This window comes from Paenarthrobacter aurescens, from assembly GCF_025421775.1.
GTDB classification, from domain to species: domain Bacteria; phylum Actinomycetota; class Actinomycetes; order Actinomycetales; family Micrococcaceae; genus Arthrobacter; species Arthrobacter aurescens_B.
The window spans coordinates 585,707-604,305 of the sequence record NZ_JAOEFX010000002.1; the positions used below are offsets into that span (position 1 = coordinate 585,707).

Sequence of the window (18,599 nt, forward strand, 5' to 3'; positions counted from 1 at the left end):
GCCACCCCGGCAGTATTGATCTTGGAAGAACGGTTCAGCCCCAAGCATCACCGGGATTCCGAAAGTCGCATCATCCGCATCGGTGGTCTCTTTGAGCCGATGCACCGGGCACCGCAAGGTGTTCCGGCCCTGGACGAAGCCGGCGGCGACAGAGTCTTCTGAGACCGAGACTCTCCCCCCAGCCGCCGCCGGCTTCTAGGCCAGGTAGCCCGCACTTCGCGGAAACCACCCCTCCCGGACCATGGGACTGCTGCAATTGGAGTGCGCATGCTGCCGGATCCCTGGCTGGACGAAGACACCGTCACAGTCGGGCTGAGGCCATCACAGTTCCCGGACCGTAAGCGGCTTCTCGATATCATCCTTTCCGCAGTACCGTCCTCCTCCACCAGCGGCATCGTGGTGGTGGGAGACCGAGGATCCGGAAAGAGCCACCTGTTGCTCTCCGTCAAAGCCAGCCTCCCTGAGACCATGGACGTCAGAAGCTTCGCAGGTAAATCAGAACTCAAAAGCACCAGCTACGGCGCCTTGGGAACAGTCCTTGAAACAGACGGCGACGAAACCCCGACGCCGGGACTTCACGTTCTGCGGGCCCTGACCAGCACCCTGGGTGCTGCCGAATATCTCTACACCCCAGCTGTGGGTCGACGCCGGAACAAACGTCAGGCGCAACCGGAGCGTCCTCCGCTGGTGCTGTTGGTGGACGACATCCACTACGTCGATCCTGCCTCACTGGCTGTGCTGCTACAGCTCATCCCCGGCTTCGGAGCAACCCTTGTGGCTACGGCCGACAGCCGCAGGCCCCTGCCGCCGGATCTCTTCCAGCTATGGGAAGACGGCTTCCTGGAGCACTACTTCCTTCCGCCTCTTACCTTCAGCGAGGCCCACGCGCTGTGCGAGGCCGCCCTGGGCGGGCGGGTCCAACGACGGACCAGCAGCCTCCTCGCCGCCATGAGCGGCTTCAATGTGGGACTGCTTGGCCTGGCGATCAACGACGCACGCCGTGCCCGTCTCCTGGTGCAGAAGGACGGCTTCTGGACCATCGATGTGAGGGTGCACTGCGACTGGCCCGGTGTCGTTGCGTATGTGCGGGCCGAAAACGCCGCGCGGCCGCCGGAAGAACGGCAAGCGCTGGAACTCATAGCGCTCGCAGAGCCCGTGGCGCTTGACGTCGTGGAGCACCACTTCGGCCAGAAGGCCGTTGAACATTTGGTGGCGAGCCAACATATCCGGTTGCTGCCCGGACAGCCACCGCTTGTCCGGACAAGTTCCTGGCTGCATGGCGAGGGCACCCGGCTGTCCGTGCCGCTGCGGAGGAGCCTGGCCCTCCGCCTGGGTGTCGAAGAACCGGCCCTCACCAGGGAATCGGCGCCCACGATGCTGCGCTGGGTAACCTGGAGCCTGGACTGTGGCCTGACCCTTTCCGACGAACTCCTGCTGGCCACAGGACCGGCAGCCGACAGGCCGGCAACTGCAGAACTGGCAAGACGTGCGGCCGCAGCAGTGTCCGAGGCCAACCACAGGGACGAGGCCAGGCTGCTCAGGGCACGGGCCCTGATCGGCGAAGGCCTGCTCAGGGAAGCCGCGCCGGAACTTAGGGAACTGGCTGTCGGCGGAGTGTCCGATGACGTCAAGGCCGATGCCAGGCACCGCTTGATGGCGTTGGGACTCCTCGGCGCGGTGCCGGTTGCTGGGGAGCGCAGTGAGCCGGAATTCGCGGGGGAGCCGCAGGCGACGGCGTCAGGGCTGGTGGTGGAGCACGTCCGGGAAGCTGAGCGCCTCCTGCTCTCCGGAGCTCCCCCGGAGGCGTTGCAGAGGTCTGCAGCGGCGATGGCAGCCATCGACGCCGATCCGGCCTTGGAAATGTTCCGGCCAGGAGCGCTGCTACGGCATGTGATGTGCCTGCGGAACAACCTCGCGTGGGACCAAGTGGACTCGCTCCTCGAATGTCCTTCTGCTTTCGTGCTCCCGTCGCACTTGGCGGTATGCCTGGAAGTGGCCCGGGGATACGCCGAACTCAACCAAGGCCTTCCGCGCGCGGCGCGTGCCACCTTGGAGCCGGTACTTGCTGAACTGCCCGACGCCGGCCTGCCGCCGGTCCTGGCCCTGGCGGCGTCCATGCTGGCCTACGCGGAGGCCCTGTGCGGAAACGCAGGGCAGGCGATGGAGCGCGTACGGCAGAGCGCGGCGGCCCTGGTGCATGAGGATCCCGCGGGCCTCTTGCCAATGCTCAGCGCGGCGTATATCGCAGCGGCCCAGGACCAGGCCTCCGGAAAGCCGGACCATTTGATGGCGTTGGCCGAACACCTCCATGCCGAAGGCAGCGCCTTGATGGAAGCCGAGGTGGTCTCGCTCCTGACGCTTACCCCAGGCAGTGCCGCCGTCGACGATCTGGTGATCCAGCGCCGCTTGGCAGGACTCGCGGCCGAACTTCACGGTGCGCGCGGGGCAGCGTTGGGGACGTTTGCTTCGGCCTTGTTGGACAACGACCCCAAGACTCTCGAATCGGCCGGCCGGAGCTTGTCAGCCGACCGGCAGTTTGCCCATGCCGCCATTTGCTACGCACGTGCCGCCAGCGGATACGAAGCAAAGACGCGCAGTGCAGCCAGCCGCCGGGCCTCGGTGCTCGTTGAGCGGTTGCGTGCTGCCTTTGACAGTGACGCGGTCCCGCCGCTGGGCTGGGTGCCTGGCAGGGCCGGCAGCTGACGTGCTGAACGGCACACCTGCTGCACCGCACGTCCGGAGTCTGCGTGGGATAATGGGGAGTCCCTGAAGGATTTCCAAGGAGCGCCCCTTGACTGCCGTATCAACCCCCGCCTCACTGCAACGGTCCGTGCATGCCATGGACAACGCGGAGGTTTTGCGGATCCGGAATGACTTCCCGGTGCTGGATCAGCTGGTCAACGGAAAACCCTTGATCTACCTGGATTCCGGTGCCACGTCGCAGAACCCGCTCAGCGTCATCGAAGCCGAGCAGGAGTACTACGAGCAACGCAACGCTGCTGTTCACCGCGGCGCACACCACCTCGCGGTGGAAGCCACCGAGGTTTTTGAGGACGCCCGCCAGACCGTGGCCGACTTCGTTGGTGCGCAGTACGAGGAAACCGTGTGGACTTCCAACGCCACGGAGGGTCTCAACCTCATCAGCTATGCCCTTTCCAACGCTGCTCTGTGGGCGGCACAAGGCCGTGGTGCTTCCGCACTGAAGGACCTTGTCATTGGCCCGGGCGACGAGATCGTGGTCACCGAGATGGAGCACCACGCCAACCTCATCCCTTGGCAGGAACTGGCGTTCCGGACAGGCGCCACACTCAAGTACATTCCCGTCAGTGACGACGGGACACTGATGCTCGACGCTGCAGCTGACATCGTGGGGGAGCGGACCAAGCTCCTGGCTTTCACCCATGCTTCCAACGTGCTGGGCACCATCAACCCGGTGGCAGAGCTCGTTGCCCTCGCCCGCCGCGTCGGTGCGCTGGTGGTCCTGGACGCTTGCCAGTCCGTGCCGCACATGGCCGTCAACGTCAAAGAGCTGGACGTCGATTTCGCCGTGTTCTCGGGGCACAAGATGCTGGCGCCCACCGGCGTTGGTGTGCTCTACGGCAAGCAGGAGCTCCTGGACGTACTGCCGCCGTTCCTGACCGGCGGTTCCATGATCACCACCGTCACCATGGAGCGGGCGGAATATCTGCCCGCGCCGCAGAGGTTCGAGGCCGGAACCCAGCGCATCTCGCAGGCCGTGGCCTTGGCTACCGCAGTAAACTACCTCAGCGAGACGGGTATCGACCGGATCCACGCATGGGAAACCACGCTGGGGCAGCGCCTTGTTAAGGGGCTTGAAAGCATCGACGGCATTCGTGTCGTCGGCCCCGCTTCGGGATCCGAGCGGATCGGATTGGCCGCCTTCGACGTCGCCGGTGTCCACGCCCACGACGTCGGGCAGTTCCTTGATGATCGGGGCATCGCCGTCCGGGTTGGCCACCACTGCGCCCAACCCCTGCACCGCCGTTTGGGATTGACGGCAACTACCCGCGCCAGCACTTACCTTTACAACACCACGGACGACGTCGATGCCTTCCTCGACGCGGTTTCGGGGGTCCGGGCCTACTTCCAGGCCTGACAACACGGTCCCCTGGGGGCACCGTCCACTCACTACTTCCTCAGAACAGGCACCAAGCACCATGAGTCTTGACCAGCTGTACCAGCAGATCATCCTGGACCACTCCAAGCAGCGGCATGGCAGCGGACTGGCGGATACGGCGGCTCCCGAAGGGGCCGCCACCGGCCAATCGCACCAGCTGAACCCGGTCTGCGGGGACGAAGTAACGCTGCGGCTTGCCGTTGCGGACGGAACCGTCCAGCAGATCAGCTGGGATGGTGCGGGCTGCTCCATTTCCATGGCCTCGGCCTCGGTGCTCAGCGAACTGGGGGAAGGTATGTCCGTGGCGGAATTGCATTCTGTCATTGACAACTTCCGGGAAGTTCTCCGTTCCCGCGGGAAAGTTCAGGCGGACCCGGAGATTCTGGGCGACGCCGCCGCGTTCGAGGGCGTCGCCCGCTACGCAGCCCGCGTGAAATGCGCCATGATCTCCTGGGTTGCCGCGGAAGACGCACTGAACCAGGCCACCTCCTAGCCCTTCCGAAGCACCCGCGCGTCAGGTGCGGGCAAAGACGTCAGGTACGCCGTCGCCGTCGTCGTCCCGTTCTTCCTCCGCCTGCACCTGACGGTAGCGCCGGTTGCGGGCCCTCAGCACGACGGCGGCAAGCAGCGCCGCTATCAGGGAACCTGCCAGGATGGCCACCTTGGCGTGGTCATTGTGTGCCGAACCGGTGCCGAAGCTCAGCTCGCCGATCAGCAGCGAGACGGTGAACCCGATGCCGGCGAGGAGGGCCAGCCCGAAGAGGTCGATCCAGGCAATGCTGGAGTCGAGGCTTGCGCGGGTGGTCTTCGTGACCAGGAACGTGGTGCCGAAGACGCCCACGGCCTTGCCCACCACCAAGGCCGCCACGATGCCCAGGGCCACAGGATCCCGGAGCGCGGCACCCATGCCGTCGAATCCGCCCAAGGCCACGCCGGCGGAGAAGAATGCAAAGACCGGCACCGCGAATCCTGCGGAGAACGGGCGCAGTTTGTGTTCAAGGTGCTCGGCAAGGCCCTCCTCGGGTTCTCCCTTTTTACCGCTGGCCAGGACCGGAACCGCAAAGCCCAACAGCACTCCGGCCACGGTGGCATGGATGCCGGAAGCGTGGACAAAGCCCCACGTGGCAAGTGCGAGGGGCAACAGCAGGTACCAGCTGCGGATCCGCTTTTGCACAAGGAAAGTGAAGAGGGCCAGCGGTACCAACGCCGCCAGGAGCATGAGCGGCTGGAGTCCGGTGGAGTAGAAGAACGCAATGATGCCGATGGCGATGAGGTCGTCCACTACTGCCAGCGTCAGAAGGAAAGTCCGGAGGGCCGCCGGGAGGTGTGTGTTGATCACGGCAAGGACAGCCAGGGCAAAGGCAATGTCCGTGGCCGTGGGAATGGCCCAGCCCTTGAGCGTTTCGGGAGACCCAAGGTTGAACAGGACGAAGATCAGGGCGGGAATCACCACACCGCCAACGGCAGCGGCCACAGGGACAACGGCGCGGGCGGGTTTGCGGAGTTCACCTGCCACGAATTCACGCTTGAGCTCAAGTCCTGCGAGGAAGAAGAAGACCGCCAGCAGGCCATCGGAGGCCCAGTGGCCAAGGCTCAACTCAAGGTGCCAGGGTTCGTAGCCGATCTTAAGGTCGCGAAGTGCAAAGTAGCCGTCTGCCGCGGGCGAGTTGGCCCAGATCAGGGCAACAACGGTGGCTGCCAGGAGGAGTGCTCCGCCTACGGTCTCGGTGCGGAGGATCGACAGGATCCTGCGGTACTCAGGGTAGCTGGAACGGCCGAAGACCTTGCCGGGCTGGGCTGCTTTGCCGGACTGCTTGTGTTTGCCGGACTGCTCAGGGCTCGAAGGGGGAAGTTGCTGGGCCACGGGGGCTCCTCACGGTGGGCGGGCATCACAAATAAACCGCCGACCAGACTTCCCGGCACACCAATGTCCATCTTACCCAACTGGGTAGCAGCAGAGCGCGTTAGGAGAGCTGATAACGCGCTCTGCTGCTACTTGATTGGGTGAAAGTTGGGTGAAACCTAGGCGACGAGGCCCGCAATCCCGATGGCCGCCGTCGCGAGGCCGAGCACCATGGAGATGGTGACCAGCACGACGTGGACCGTGAGGAACTTCGTGGCCTTGCCTGCGGCATCGCGGGCGCGGGGGTCCTTCATGACACGCTTCAGGAACTGCGGCCACACAACCAGGGACCAGACACCGGCAACGATCAGGACGACCGCAAGGATCGCGGGGATCTCCACGCTAGTGGCTTTCGAGCCAGGCCTGGGCCTGCTGTGACTGGATGTTCAAGGCCTTGCCCACCATCGGCTCCGCGGCGTCGGCGATCTTGCCACCGAGGAATGGAACGGAGGAGGACACGTTGCCTTCAAGCTCGATCCGGGTGTTGCTGCCATCGGCCACGAGGCGCTGAACGGCCGTGACGTCGAGGGGAGCCCCGGAGATCTTGAGCGCGATGTTGCTGGCGCGCGAGCCGTCGGCGGCAGGGGCTTCCCACTGCTCGGTCTGGGTGACCTTCAGGGTTTCGCCAACGAACTTGCGGGCAATGTCCGGCAGTCGCGTAGTGGGCAGGGTACGGACGGTTGTGGTGCTGAAAGCACCGGCGGGGTCGCCGTCGATCGTGAACGATTCCAGGGAGCCGCCCACCAATTCGCTCGTGTGACGAAGGAAATCCTCGTCAACAAATACGGCAGCTACGCGGTCAACGCTGTGCGGCAGGGTGGTGGATGCGCTCAGGGCCATGGGTCCTCCGTGGATGGTGGTGGTGAAGCTTTTTAGCTCCCAACATCCTACGGGGTCTCGCTGGCCACCCCTGAACCGGCCTCCTGCCGTGCGCTCTCCTGAAGGGCGATGGCCGCTGCCGAGATGTTGCGGGCCATCGACGGGAAAATGACTCCGTGGAACGGGTAGACGCCCAGCCAGTACAGCCGGCCCGCCAAGCCGCGGGGGAAGAAAATGGCGCGCTGCTTGTACAGGCTGCCATCGCCGTCGGGCTCCACAGCAAGCTCAAGCCAGGCGCCCCCCGGGGCCCTCATTTCGGCGCGCAGCCGCAGCAGGTGGCCGCGGTCGATGGCCTCCACCCGCCACCAATCCACTACCTCGCCCGTGTTCAGCGTCTTGGGATGACGCCGTCCCCGCAGGAGTCCGGCGCCGCCCTGCAGCTTGTCCAACCAGCCACGAATCCGCCATGCCAGCGGCAGCGAGTACCAGCCGTTCTTGCCGCCGATGCCCTCGATGATGGTCCATACATGTTCGGGCCTGGCGTCGCTGTGGAACGTCCGCTCGTCCAGGTAGACCTTGTACCCGGCCCAGTCGGGGTCGCTGGGAAGAGGATCGGCGTCGATGCCGGCGTTCGCCCAGGTGGTTTCCACTTGTCCGTCCCGTTCCTTGCCCAGCGCCAGGGCGACGGCACGCCGGTAAGGGGTCAGGCCGCCGTCGGGTTGGGGAAAGTAATCATCGACGTCGTGCTCCCGCGACACGGCGTCGTGCTGCAGTGACTGCACCAACGGCAGGGACATGGACCACGGAATGGGTGTCACCAGCGCAACCCACAAACCTGCCAGCTTGGGGGCCGGGACGGGAAGCGCGATGACCAACCGCCGGGGGAGCCCACGCTCCACGGCGTACTCGTTCATCATCTCCTTGTACTTCAGGACCTCGCGGGACCCGATGTCGAAGGTGCGGTTGACGTTTCCCGGCAACGCCGCTGCCGCCACGAGGTAGTGCAGGACGTCCCGGACAGCGATGGCCTCGATCCGGTTGTTGACCCAACTGGGCGCCGGCATGACGGGAAGAGTGTCCGCGAGGTGCCGGATCATTTCGAAGGATGCGGATCCCGAGCCAATCACCACACCTGCTTGGAACACGATGGCGTCCACCGGGGATTCGAGGAACACCCGCCCTACGGTCTCACGGGAACGCATGTGCGTGGAAAGCTCGGTATTCTCCGGGTGCAGGCCGCCGAGGTAGACGATCCTTTCCACACCGGCATCGGTTGCTGCGCCTGCCACAAGCCGGGCCATGGCCTCTTCCTTGGCCTCGAACCCACTCCCGGATGCCATGGAGTGGACCAGGTAATACAGGACGTCCACACCGCTCAACGCCTCTGCCAGGCCTTCGGCATCGGCCAGGCTGTTCTCGATGATCTCGACGTCGTCATGCCAGGGTACGTCGGCGATCTTCTGCGGTGTCCGGACCAGGACCTTGACCCGGTGGCCGGCTTCGAGGAGCCGGGGGACCAAGCGGCCGCCGATGTAACCAGTGGCACCGGTCACCAGCACGGTCCTGGTGTCCTGCGGGGTGTTGGAATGCGTAGCTTCCGAAGGCTGCAAAGGAACTCCTGGGGCTGGGGGTAGAGGTAGGCTGGAATGACCCGGCATTCATCTGAATTTCCGGGCATTTGTGTTGCCTGCCCTTGGACCCACCCTAGGAGTTTCTGCCATGAGCCTCAACGGTCTGCGCCGCGCACTGGCGGAGGACAAGACTTTCGCGCGCGTCCGAACGGAAGCTCAGCGGCCCTTCAGCGACCGCAACACCGACTATCAGATCAGTGCGCCCACTGGCATGCGTGCCGTCCTGCTTGCGGAGATGGCAGATGCCCTGGCTTCCGCTGGTGTCGAAGATGACAGTGCTCCCGTGGTTCTCGCCGTCACCGCAACCGGCCGCGAAGCAGAGGACCTCACGGCCGCGCTCGGCTCCTACCTCCCGGCAGACTCCGTGGCCACCTTCCCCAGCTGGGAGACCCTCCCGCACGAGCGGCTGTCGCCGCGCTCGGACACCGTTGGCCGCAGGCTCTCCGTCCTGCGCCGCCTGACCCACCCTGAAACTTCGACGGCGGCTCCGTTGCGTGTGGTGGTGGCCCCGGTCCGCGCTGTGGTCCAGCCGATTGTGGCCGGCCTGGGTGACTTGGTCCCCGTAACACTGCAGGTAGGGCAGGAACGGTCCTTCACGGAAGTCGTCCGGGCCCTGTCCGACGCCGCCTATGCCCGCGTTGACATGGTGACGCACCGTGGCGAATTCGCGGTCCGTGGCGGCATCCTTGACGTCTTTCCGCCCACCGAGGACCACCCCATCCGCGTTGAGTTCTTCGGCGATGAAGTGGACCAGATGCGCTGGTTCGCCGTCGCAGACCAGCGCTCGCTGTCCGCGCCCGGGATCCATCACCCCACGGAACTGCACGCCCCGCCGTGCCGGGAAATCCTGATCACTCCTTCCGTGATGTCCCGTGCTTCGAAGTTGAAGGCCGACATGCCTGCCGCAGCGGACATGCTCGAGAAGATCGCCGGCGGCATCGCTGTTGAGGGCATGGAATCGTTGGCTCCTGTGTTGGTGGATGCCATGGTCCCGTTCGTGGACCAACTGCCGGCCGGGTCACTCTCGGTGGTGATCGAACCGGAGAAGGTACGCACCCGTGCGCACGATCTTGCGGCAACCAACGAAGAGTTCCTGGAAGCGGCTTGGTCAACGGCTTCCGACGGCGGTGCGGCGCCCCTTGACCTGTCGTCGCAGGCCTCCACCGACTTGCACGCCGCCAGTTTCCGTTCACTCACCGACACCCGCTCGGCGGCCCTTGAACACGCCGTGTCCTGGTGGTCCATCACCTCGCTCGCCTCGGACGAGGACCTGGTCCTGGATATCGACGTCATTAACATGCGCGCCCGCGAACCGCGTGGCTACCAGGGCGATGTGGCCGAGATGCTGGAGTTCATCGGATCCCGCGTCCGCGAGCAGTGGCGTGTGGTGGTGGTGACCGATGGTCCCGGGCCTGCCCAACGCCTGGCCGAGCTGTTCCACGATGCCGACATTCCTTGTTCCCGCGTTGAGTCCCTGGATAAGGAACCCCAGGCCGGCATCATCGAGGTGACCACCGCCGCCGTCGGGCGTGGTTTCGTTGTGGACGGCCTCAAACTGGGCCTGTTGACGGAAGCCGATTTGCTGGGGCGCGCCACAGCCAGCTCCACCAAGGATATGCGCCGCATGCCGTCCAAGCGGCGGAACGCCGTGGACCCGTTGCAGTTGCACGCAGGCGACTTCGTGGTGCACGAACAGCACGGCATCGGCCGGTTCGTGGAACTCATCCAGCGAAAAGTGGCCGGCACCTCGTCATCCGACGCCGGGCTGCGCGAATACCTGGTGCTGGAATACGCGCCGTCCAAGCGCGGCGCACCGGGGGACCGTCTCTTCGTCCCCACCGACCAGCTGGACCAGGTGACCCGCTACGTCGGCGGGGACGCGCCCGCACTGAGCAAAATGGGCGGTGCCGACTGGGCCAGCACCAAGTCCAAGGCACGCAAAGCCGTCAAGGAAATCGCCGGGGAACTGATCCGGCTGTATTCCGCCCGCATGGCATCACGCGGCCATGCCTTCGCGCCCGATACCCCGTGGCAGCGCGAACTCGAGGAAGCGTTCCCGTACGTGGAAACGCCCGACCAGTTGACCACCATCAACGAGGTCAAAGCGGACATGGAGCGGGAGATCCCGATGGACCGCCTGGTGTCCGGCGACGTGGGCTATGGCAAGACCGAGATCGCGGTCCGCGCTGCCTTCAAGGCTGTCCAGGACGGCAAGCAAGTGGCTGTCCTGGTGCCCACCACCCTTTTGGCGCAACAACACTACGAAACGTTCACCGAGCGCTTCTCCGGCTTCCCCCTGCGCGTCAAGCCGCTGTCCCGCTTCCAGAGCGGCAAGGAAGCCAAGGAAACAGCAGAGGGCGTCAAGAGCGGCGCCGTGGATGTGGTGATCGGAACGCACCGGCTTCTGTCCAAGGACTTCCAGTTCAAGGACCTGGGCCTGGTGATTGTGGATGAAGAGCAGCGCTTCGGTGTGGAGCACAAGGAAGCGCTCAAGAAGATGCGCACCAACGTGGACGTGTTGGCCATGAGTGCAACGCCCATTCCGCGAACCCTTGAAATGTCCCTCACGGGAATTCGGGAAACGTCCACCCTGGCGACGCCACCGGAAGAGCGCCACCCGGTTCTGACCTATGTGGGTCCATACACCAACAAGCAGACATCGGCCGCCATCCGCCGTGAACTGATGCGCGAAGGGCAGGTCTTCTTCGTCCACAACCGCGTTTCCTCGATTGAGCGCATCGCGGCGCAGATCCGCGAGCTGGTCCCCGAGGCCCGGGTGGAAGTGGCGCATGGGCAGATGTCCGAGAGCCGGCTGGAGAAGATCATCGTGGACTTCTGGGAAAAGCGCTTCGACGTACTTGTCTGCACCACCATCATTGAGACAGGCCTGGACATCTCCAACGCCAACACGTTGATTGTCGATGGGGCGGACAAGTACGGCCTCTCCCAGCTGCACCAGCTTCGTGGACGTGTTGGCCGTGGCCGTGAGCGCGCCTACGCCTACTTCCTCTACCCATCGGAGAAGCCGCTGGGCGAGGTAGCACTGGAACGGCTTAAGGCCGTGGCGGCGCACAACGAGCTCGGCGCCGGCATGCAGCTGGCCATGAAGGACCTGGAAATCCGTGGTGCGGGAAACCTGCTGGGTGGTGAGCAGTCCGGCCATATCCAAGGCGTGGGCTTCGACCTCTACATCCGCCTTGTGGGAGAGGCGGTTGCCGAGTACCGCGGTGAGGCCGAGGAGAAGGCAGCCGAGATGAAAATCGAGCTGCCCGTCAACGCCCACCTGCCGCACGACTATGTACCGGGCGAAAGGCTGCGCCTCGAGGCGTACCGGAAACTGGCCTCCGCCATCACCTACGAAGCCATCGACGAAGTCCTCGCCGAACTCGTGGACCGTTACGGCGAGCCGCCGCTGCCGGCCCAGAACCTCATTGCCGTGGCGCGCTTCAGGGTGGGCGCCCGCGAAGCCGGCCTGTCCGACGTCGCGCTCCAAGGCAACTTCATCCGCTTCTCGCCTGCGCAACTGCCCGAGTCCAAAACCATGCGCCTGAACCGGATGTACCCGGGTTCGCAGGTCAAGCCTGCCCTGGACGCCGTGCTGATTCCGAAGCCCAAGACGGCCCGGATCGGTGGTCGCGACCTTCAGGACGCCGAGATCCTGCAGTGGGCCAACACGGTCATTGAAGCGATCTTCACCGATGTACCCGTGAAGGCAGGCTAAACGAATGATGGGAGGACACCACGCCGCGTCGGGAGCCGCGGCGTGGATTGCTATTGCCTCGACCGGCCCATATGCCTTGGGCTGGTACCCCTTGGATTCAACCGGCATCCTGATCGGAGCCATGGCGACGGCGGGAACTGCCTTGGTCTGTGATTGGGACCACCGGCACAGCACGATCGCGAACTCGCTGCCGCCGCTGTCCAATGCCATCGCGGTGGGGATTGAGAAAGCCAGCGGTGGGCACCGGCAAGGGACGCATTCGCTGTTGGGAGCCTCGGCGTTCGTGGTGCTCGCAGCGATGGCCGCGCAATTCCAGATGGTGACTCCCGTGGGAAAGCTCTCTGTGGGCGCAGGACTGTTGTGCATGTTCATGATCAACCTGGCAGCCAAAGCCCTGAACCTGTTCCCGAAGTCCGGTTGGATCACCAACTGGCTCTTCGCCCTTTTGATGGCCGGCCTGGTGACCTGGTTTGCACCCGATCAGTGGGGCTGGCTTCCGCTGTCCATGCTTACCGGCGTTGCAGTTCATATCGTGGGGGACATGATCACGGTTGGTGGGGTGCCGCTTCTGTGGCCAATTGTCATCAAGCCACCTAAATTTCTCAGAAAATCCTTGATCAGCGGAATTTGGCGGGCAAACGGCGCCTTCTCCATTCCGCTTCTTGGGCGGGCTGGTTCGCGCCGTGAATGGCTGGTCCTTATTCCTGTCAGTGGATATGCCATGGTGGGCATGATTGCTTCGGCCTGGACGCTTGCCCAACAGCACTGGCCCGGAGTTCTGGCCGCTTTGGGCGGTGTTCTTCCCTTGCCTTAGAGGTGCAGCAGGCCTAGTATTACCGCACCTGCCGTGAGGCGTATGTAACATCGGTGGAATATTTGAAATGCCCCTCTACAAGTAGTGGGTAGCTGCTAAAACTGCGTACTCGCCCACCAGACCAAGAGCTACTCCCTGACTTTTCGAGTAGCGACTACTCGTGCCTTAGCTGGGAATTCCCTAATAGTTTGGACCTCGACGTCAAATTGTTTGACTAATTGGAGGTTCAGATGGATCTGCTCCACCCGCACAGTATCCATACAAGCAGCAGGGGTAGTTTTCAGGCACGGCGTGGTACCGACTCCCTGCGCCGTTCACAGGTCGATCTGGAAGTTGTAATTCCGGCCTATAACGAGGCCGCGCGAATTCCCGGCACCCTGATCCAGACACTGGATTTCCTGGCCGGGCAGCCATGGTCTTCCCGCATTGTGGTGGTGGACAACGGCAGCGTTGATGAAACGGGAGCTGTGGTCCGCAGGATATCCCGCGACAAAGGAAGCGATGTGCCTATTTCCGTGGTGGGTTGCTCGCGCCGCGGCAAAGGGGCCGCAGTCAGCCGGGGCTTGCTCAGCGGAACTTCGCGGTATACAGGCTTCTTCGACGCCGATCTGGCAACACCACTTGAAACGTTGATTCCTACGATGGCCCACTTGGAAGAGGGTGCCGCCGCGGTCATCGCCTCCCGTCACGCGCCGGGTTCCACCTTTGTCCAACCGCAACAGCTGGGACGCCGGGTGGGTGGAACAGCCTTCCGTGTCCTCACGAAGTCAAAGGTCAAAGGCATCTTCGATACGCAATGTGGCTTCAAATTCTTCGAACGCGGAGCACTGACAGCGGCCATGGTCCAGTGCCGCACCACGGGTTTCGCTTTCGACGTGGAACTCCTCCTCCGCCTGCAGCACCAAGGTGCCCGGATTATTGAACTGCCCGTGGCATGGACGGACGTAGCAGCATCTACTTTCCGGCCGTTCAAGGACGGAATTTCCAGTTTTGCCTCAGTTCTCCAACTACAAAAGGCGATGCCGTGACCGAGCCCCTGGGCAATGCAAACCTTCCGGCACAGATGGCCGGGAAACGGATACTCGTCCTGAACTGGCGGGACATCAGACATTCACAAGCCGGCGGGGCCGAGCAATATATGCATGAAATCTCGCGTCGCTGGGTGGACTGGGGTGCCGAAGTGACGTGGTTCACTGGCCGCGAAGACCATCAGCCCGCCGGGGACCTTATTGATGGAATTCGAATAGTCCGCTCCGGCGGCCCGTTATCCCTCTACGGAAAAGCCGCCCTCAAGATGTTGAGCGCCCGCAGGCGGTTCGATGCCGTGGTTGATTGCCAAAACGGGATTCCGTTCTTTTCGCCCCTCTTTTTGCCGCGGGAAATGCCGATCGTCCAATTGATCCACCATGTTCACCAGGAACAATTCCGTACCCGCTTTTCGGCTCCGATGGCCGCCGTGGGACGCTTCCTCGAAGGCACTGGCGCGAAGGCAGTCTATGGACGCAGGGCCATTGCAGCAGTGTCTCCTTCCACCCGGCTGGAGTTGCGCAAGTTGGGATTCCCCGGAGCCATCCACGTGGTGCCGAACGGAACCATCGACGTACCGCAAACCGTAGGGCCCCGCGATCCTGAGCCGACCGTCGTCGTCGTGAGTCGATTGGTGCCGCACAAGCGGCTGGATCTCTTGCTGGGCCAGTTTGCCATTGCCGCGAACAGCGTACCCAAACTTCGGCTGGAAATCGTGGGAGATGGTCCCGAGCGTCCGCGGCTGCAACAGCTCGCCATGGACCTGGGCCTCGACGACATCGTGACGTTCCACGGCTATCAACCCAACCATGTCCGCAACAGCTTGCTGAACAGGGCCTGGCTCACTGTCTCAACGTCGGCCTCGGAAGGTTGGGGTTGCTCGGTGATTGAGGCAGCAGCCTGGGGTGTTCCCTGCCTGGCCTTGCGCGTCCCGGGCATCCGCGACTCGGTTGTGGACGGGAGCACAGGGTGGCTTGTGGACGCTGCACGTGAGTTCGGCCCCGCCTTGGTGGCCGCCCTCGAGACCCTGTCCGAACAGCGCGCGGCAGGGGAGATGTCGGCCAGATGCCAGGACTGGGCCCGTTGCTTCACCTGGGACCGCAGCGCCGCGCTTCTCGCAGGAGTACTGCTGGAAGAGGAAGCCTTGCGTCGCGAAGGCATCGAGACAAGTGTTGCGTCTTCGGACATGTCCACTTTGGTGCACTTCGACATGCCGGCCGGTACAACACTGGATGCCATCCTGCGGCCAACCGACGAAGCAGTGGAAAACCAAGGGCGGGTGTCAGTGCTGATGAAGGGCAGGGACGAATTCGAGGCCTTCGCTGTCATGAGGCGCATAGGAGTTGTCTCGGCAGAACTCAGCGCCGTCGGCCGCAGCACGCTCCTGGCCGGTCCTGGAAGCACTTTCACGCACACCGACGCCGTTGAGGGCATGTAGCAGGCACCATTCCGTGGGGGAAATCGAGGGGGAACCATGACTGACACTTTGCGCGCGCCCGACCGGAGGGCGGCCGTCACCGGAACGATCGGTGACCGGCTGGAGTCCTCGCCGCAACCCAGGAACGACGCAGGAGCCAACGTAGCCGAAAACAGCGGCTTCCTGTCCGTCTCCGCCGGAGTGGTGGGTGTTGTCAGCTACGCCTGCACACTGCTCATGGCCAACATGCTGGGGACTGTGGACTACACACAGTTCGCGGCAGGGGCAATGCTCCTGGGCGTCGTGGGGATCGTGGCCTCCGCACTCGTTCCCCTGCCCTTGTCCCACTTTGTGGCTGTCCACCCTGCAGGTTCGGAGGGGCGAAGGGACGGCATGGCATTCTCGGTGTTCGTCTCCTTCATCGCGGGTATTGCGGCTGCGTTGATAACCGGGGCGCTGACTCTGGCTTTTGCGACGCCGGCACTCGCCGCTGCCGTAGCGCTTGGTTCGCTGGCCATCTTCGTGATGGCGGCGCCGTCGGGTTGGCTGCAGGGTGAGCTGCGTTTCAAGTGGTACGCCCTGACAACCATCGGCGAGGTACTCCTCCGGCTTGGCTTCAGTCTCCTGGTTGTTGTGCTTGCCTGGGGTGCCGTGGGTGCGATCCTTGGATTTGCCTTGGGGGCGCTTGCGCTGGTGGTTGTTCCGTGGTCCTTCTACCGCGATCTCACATGGCGCCCCGGCGTCCTCCGGCAGAGATGGCGGTGGGCTGAGACCAGTGACATCGCCTCTGTCCTGTGCGTGGTCTCCGTTCTTGTGGGCGTCGATGTGGTGGTGGTGGCATTCCTGGACGAAGGATCGGCCGCCGCGGGATTCCAGGCCCTTGCCACCATTGCGAAGGGTCCGGTCTATGTAGCTGCGGGCACCGCCTTGGTTGCGTTTCCTTTGCTGCGCAGCCCGGGAATCAACGTTCGCCAGGTCCTCGGTGCAGCGTTCGCTTCGTTCAGTCAACTCGCTGTGGTGGCCTTCGCCATCATTGCCACTGCGCCCCATGCTCTCGCCGGCCTGATCATTCCGGAGAAGTATCACGGATCCCTTGAACTCCTTCCGTGGCTTGCTGCCGCCGGATTGGGCTACGCCGTTCTCACCGTCCTTGCAACCATCCTGCTCGCGTTGCGGGCTTACCGACGCTGCCAGCTTGGCCTTGCCTGCGCCTGCCTCCTGGTGGTGGCCGGGCTCTGGACCGGTTGGCAGCTCGCTGCTGTCAGCGGCCTTGCCATGGGGTCGGCCATCGGTGCGGTCACTGCGGCCGTGGTAATGACACTCATTTCAGGGCCTGTCCTCACGGACATTGGACCGGTGCAGGGCGCCGGACGGTTCGTGGCCGGCGCCGCCGCGCTCCTGCTGGTCCTTGCCGTGTCCGGCCAACTCCAGCCCATCGTGTGGCTGGTCCTCGCGACCATCAGCGGGCTGGCTGTGCTGGCCCATCAGCGCGGTTTGTTGCCGCGAACGCTGGGCATTGGGCCCTTTCGACGGCGGTTCGGGGCGCGTTCCCGGACTGGCCGGCGATCCGCGTCCCAGGAGCCGTTCAGGAGCGTGCTGGCAGCAACCATGGTCCGGGTGGTTTCCAGTCCGGCGGCAATCTTCGCTGCCGTGTCCGCTGCTGCCTTTGGGGTGCGGGCCTTTGGCCTGGAGCGCGGCTTTGAGATGTGGGTGGACGAGTTGCTCTACGTCCGTCTGGGCGAGTCACTGACGACAGGCCAGGTTCCTACCTTGCCGGACGGCCCGTTCTTCCTGCACCCACCGGGCTTCTTCCTACTGGAGGCCGGCGTCATCAAGGTCTTCGGCATCTCGGGTGACATCGTGGAAGTGGTCCTGCAACTTCGCTGGCTCAACGCCGCACTGGGAGCCCTCACCGTGGGCTTGGGATTCCTCTTGGTCAGGAAGCTGGCCAACACCACGGCGGCCTGGCTCACCGCGGTGGTCCTGGCCTTTGAACCCTTCATCCTGCGCAACAACAGCCACGCGTTCCTGGAGACCGCGGCCATGGCCTTCGTGCTTGGGGGATTCCTCGTCCTGACGTGCACGCGCCAACCAACCGGGAAGTTGCCCGCCGTCCTGAGACTGGTCGGGGCTGGACTTCTGCTGGGATACGCCGTCCTGTGCAAGGACTTTTTCATCATCTGCACTGTCGGCCCGGTGGTGGCAGCCGTGATCTGGAAGAGGACCCTTCCGTGGCGGCAGGCCGCCGTCGTGGTTCTTGCAGCGGCCGTGCCGTATGCGACGTACCTGGCCGTTGCGGCGTCGCAGGCGCACCTTCCCGACTGGATCGAGGCGAAGACCAGTGGGTTGCTGCGGGCATCGGGACTGGAAAAGAGTACTGGCTTCACCGCAGAAGGTTCACCGGACATCGTCACCAGGTTGATCGAACAGAGCGGGCACTTTGGCACCAGCTATCTACTGCTGGCCCTGTGCCCCTTGGCCGGTGCGATGCTGTGCTTCAGCCACCGGGCAGACCGGCGACTGATTGGTCTTGCCGGCCTCGCTTTGGGCGCTGCCGGGGCTTACAGTGCCGCGTTTGGCACCTTCGAGGAACAGTACGGCTATGGCGTCATGATCGCAGGGGTACTGTGTTCGGTCCTTGTGGTGGTTGAGCTCCGGGAGCGGTGGGTGCGGGGGCGGACGTTCCTGGCCGTCGCCAGCCTGTGCTTCGTGGCCTTGACCGTGGTACTGGGCGTGCGGACCGCACTGACGGTGGACGACGGCTTTGTCCAGGTCAAGGAGTGGGTGAAAACCAACCTCCCGCAGGAGGCCCGGGTAAGTGTCACCAACAGCACGGGTGAGTTCGCTTTTGCCGACGATCCACGATTTGGAGTGTGGCCCTCTGCGCCCCTGATGCAGGATGCCGGGGCCAGCTACATCCTGACGCAGTCACACCCCACAAGCCAGGGCTACGGCTACGCGAGGCCCGAGATGCTGACATGGCTCAAGGAACACGCAACACCCGTGTTCAGCGCCGAGGGACCCACCAACGGCTCCACCACGCTCTGGTTTGTGGCACCCGCTGAACTGAGCACGGGAGCTGCCAATGGAACGGGCATGCCGTCCAAAACGTACGAGACAGAACGGTAGC

At 64.0% G+C, this 18,599-nt stretch carries 13 protein-coding genes; 9 read left to right on the forward strand and 4 right to left on the reverse strand.

All coding sequences use genetic code 11. From position 1 onward, the window contains the following. Positions 1-21 precede the first annotated feature (21 nt). From N7568_RS06000 to sufU, 4 genes are all read left to right on the forward strand, one after another. Positions 22-162, forward strand: a complete 141-nt coding sequence (locus N7568_RS06000; RefSeq protein ID WP_261608970.1) for a hypothetical protein — start codon at positions 22-24, stop codon at positions 160-162. A gap of 105 nt (positions 163-267) precedes the next feature. After that, entirely contained in the window at positions 268-2,703 is a 2,436-nt protein-coding gene (locus N7568_RS06005) for an ATP-binding protein (protein WP_261608971.1), read from the forward strand. An 88-nt stretch (positions 2,704-2,791) separates the two neighbouring features. After that, positions 2,792-4,117 (forward strand): cysteine desulfurase, encoded by a 1,326-nt coding sequence (locus N7568_RS06010; protein ID WP_261608972.1) that lies wholly within the window; start codon positions 2,792-2,794, stop codon positions 4,115-4,117. A 61-nt stretch (positions 4,118-4,178) separates the two neighbouring features. Beyond that, positions 4,179-4,631 (forward strand): Fe-S cluster assembly sulfur transfer protein SufU, encoded by a 453-nt coding sequence (gene sufU, locus N7568_RS06015; RefSeq protein ID WP_261608973.1) that lies wholly within the window; start codon positions 4,179-4,181, stop codon positions 4,629-4,631. Positions 4,632-4,652: 21 nt separating this feature from the next. Here the strand turns inward: sufU and nhaA are convergent, their stop codons facing one another. The 4 genes from nhaA to N7568_RS06035 form a co-directional block, all read right to left on the reverse strand. Continuing rightward, complete coding sequence (gene nhaA / locus N7568_RS06020) at positions 4,653-6,002, reverse strand: Na+/H+ antiporter NhaA (protein WP_261608974.1); 1,350 nt, start codon at positions 6,000-6,002, stop codon at positions 4,653-4,655. A gap of 158 nt (positions 6,003-6,160) precedes the next feature. Next, a complete protein-coding gene (locus N7568_RS06025) occupies positions 6,161-6,382 on the reverse strand; it encodes an SCO4848 family membrane protein (protein ID WP_089594213.1) in 222 nt (73 codons plus the stop codon). Between the two features lies 1 nt (position 6,383). After that, complete coding sequence (locus N7568_RS06030; RefSeq protein WP_261608975.1) at positions 6,384-6,881, reverse strand: DUF2505 domain-containing protein; 498 nt, start codon at positions 6,879-6,881, stop codon at positions 6,384-6,386. Positions 6,882-6,928: 47 nt separating this feature from the next. Next, positions 6,929-8,470 carry an SDR family oxidoreductase gene (locus N7568_RS06035; protein WP_261608976.1) on the reverse strand — a complete coding sequence of 514 codons (1,542 nt, stop codon included), beginning with the start codon at positions 8,468-8,470 and terminating at the stop codon, positions 6,929-6,931. Positions 8,471-8,579: 109 nt separating this feature from the next. Here N7568_RS06035 and mfd point away from each other — a divergent pair, with 109 nt between their 5' ends. The 5 genes from mfd to N7568_RS06060 all read left to right on the forward strand — a co-directional run bounded on the left by mfd (position 8,580) and on the right by N7568_RS06060 (position 18,598). Next, complete coding sequence (gene mfd, locus N7568_RS06040) at positions 8,580-12,212, forward strand: transcription-repair coupling factor (RefSeq protein WP_261608977.1); 3,633 nt, start codon at positions 8,580-8,582, stop codon at positions 12,210-12,212. A 4-nt stretch (positions 12,213-12,216) separates the two neighbouring features. Continuing rightward, the gene (locus N7568_RS06045; protein ID WP_261608978.1) at positions 12,217-13,026 is read left to right on the forward strand and encodes a metal-dependent hydrolase; all 810 of its coding nucleotides are present in this window, start codon (positions 12,217-12,219) and stop codon (positions 13,024-13,026) included. 230 nt (positions 13,027-13,256) lie between these two features. Next, complete coding sequence (locus N7568_RS06050; RefSeq protein ID WP_261608979.1) at positions 13,257-14,054, forward strand: glycosyltransferase; 798 nt, start codon at positions 13,257-13,259, stop codon at positions 14,052-14,054. Then, positions 14,051-15,490 (forward strand): glycosyltransferase family 4 protein, encoded by a 1,440-nt coding sequence (locus N7568_RS06055; RefSeq protein ID WP_261608980.1) that lies wholly within the window; start codon positions 14,051-14,053, stop codon positions 15,488-15,490. Before N7568_RS06050 ends, N7568_RS06055 begins: the two co-directional genes overlap by 4 nt. A gap of 36 nt (positions 15,491-15,526) precedes the next feature. Then, complete coding sequence (locus N7568_RS06060; protein WP_261608981.1) at positions 15,527-18,598, forward strand: glycosyltransferase family 39 protein; 3,072 nt, start codon at positions 15,527-15,529, stop codon at positions 18,596-18,598. The last annotated feature ends 1 nt before the right edge of the window (position 18,599 follow it).

Coding starts and splice junctions, on each gene's coding strand:
- N7568_RS06005 (WP_261608971.1), top strand. CDS start 268: ATGCTGCCGGATCCCTGGCTGGACGAAGACACCGTCACAGTCGGGCTG.
- N7568_RS06050 (WP_261608979.1), top strand. CDS start 13,257: ATGGATCTGCTCCACCCGCACAGTATCCATACAAGCAGCAGGGGTAGT.
- N7568_RS06060 (WP_261608981.1), top strand. CDS start 15,527: ATGACTGACACTTTGCGCGCGCCCGACCGGAGGGCGGCCGTCACCGGA.
- mfd (WP_261608977.1), top strand. CDS start 8,580: ATGAGCCTCAACGGTCTGCGCCGCGCACTGGCGGAGGACAAGACTTTC.
- N7568_RS06030 (WP_261608975.1), bottom strand. CDS start 6,881: ATGGCCCTGAGCGCATCCACCACCCTGCCGCACAGCGTTGACCGCGTA.
- sufU (WP_261608973.1), top strand. CDS start 4,179: ATGAGTCTTGACCAGCTGTACCAGCAGATCATCCTGGACCACTCCAAG.
- N7568_RS06045 (WP_261608978.1), top strand. CDS start 12,217: ATGATGGGAGGACACCACGCCGCGTCGGGAGCCGCGGCGTGGATTGCT.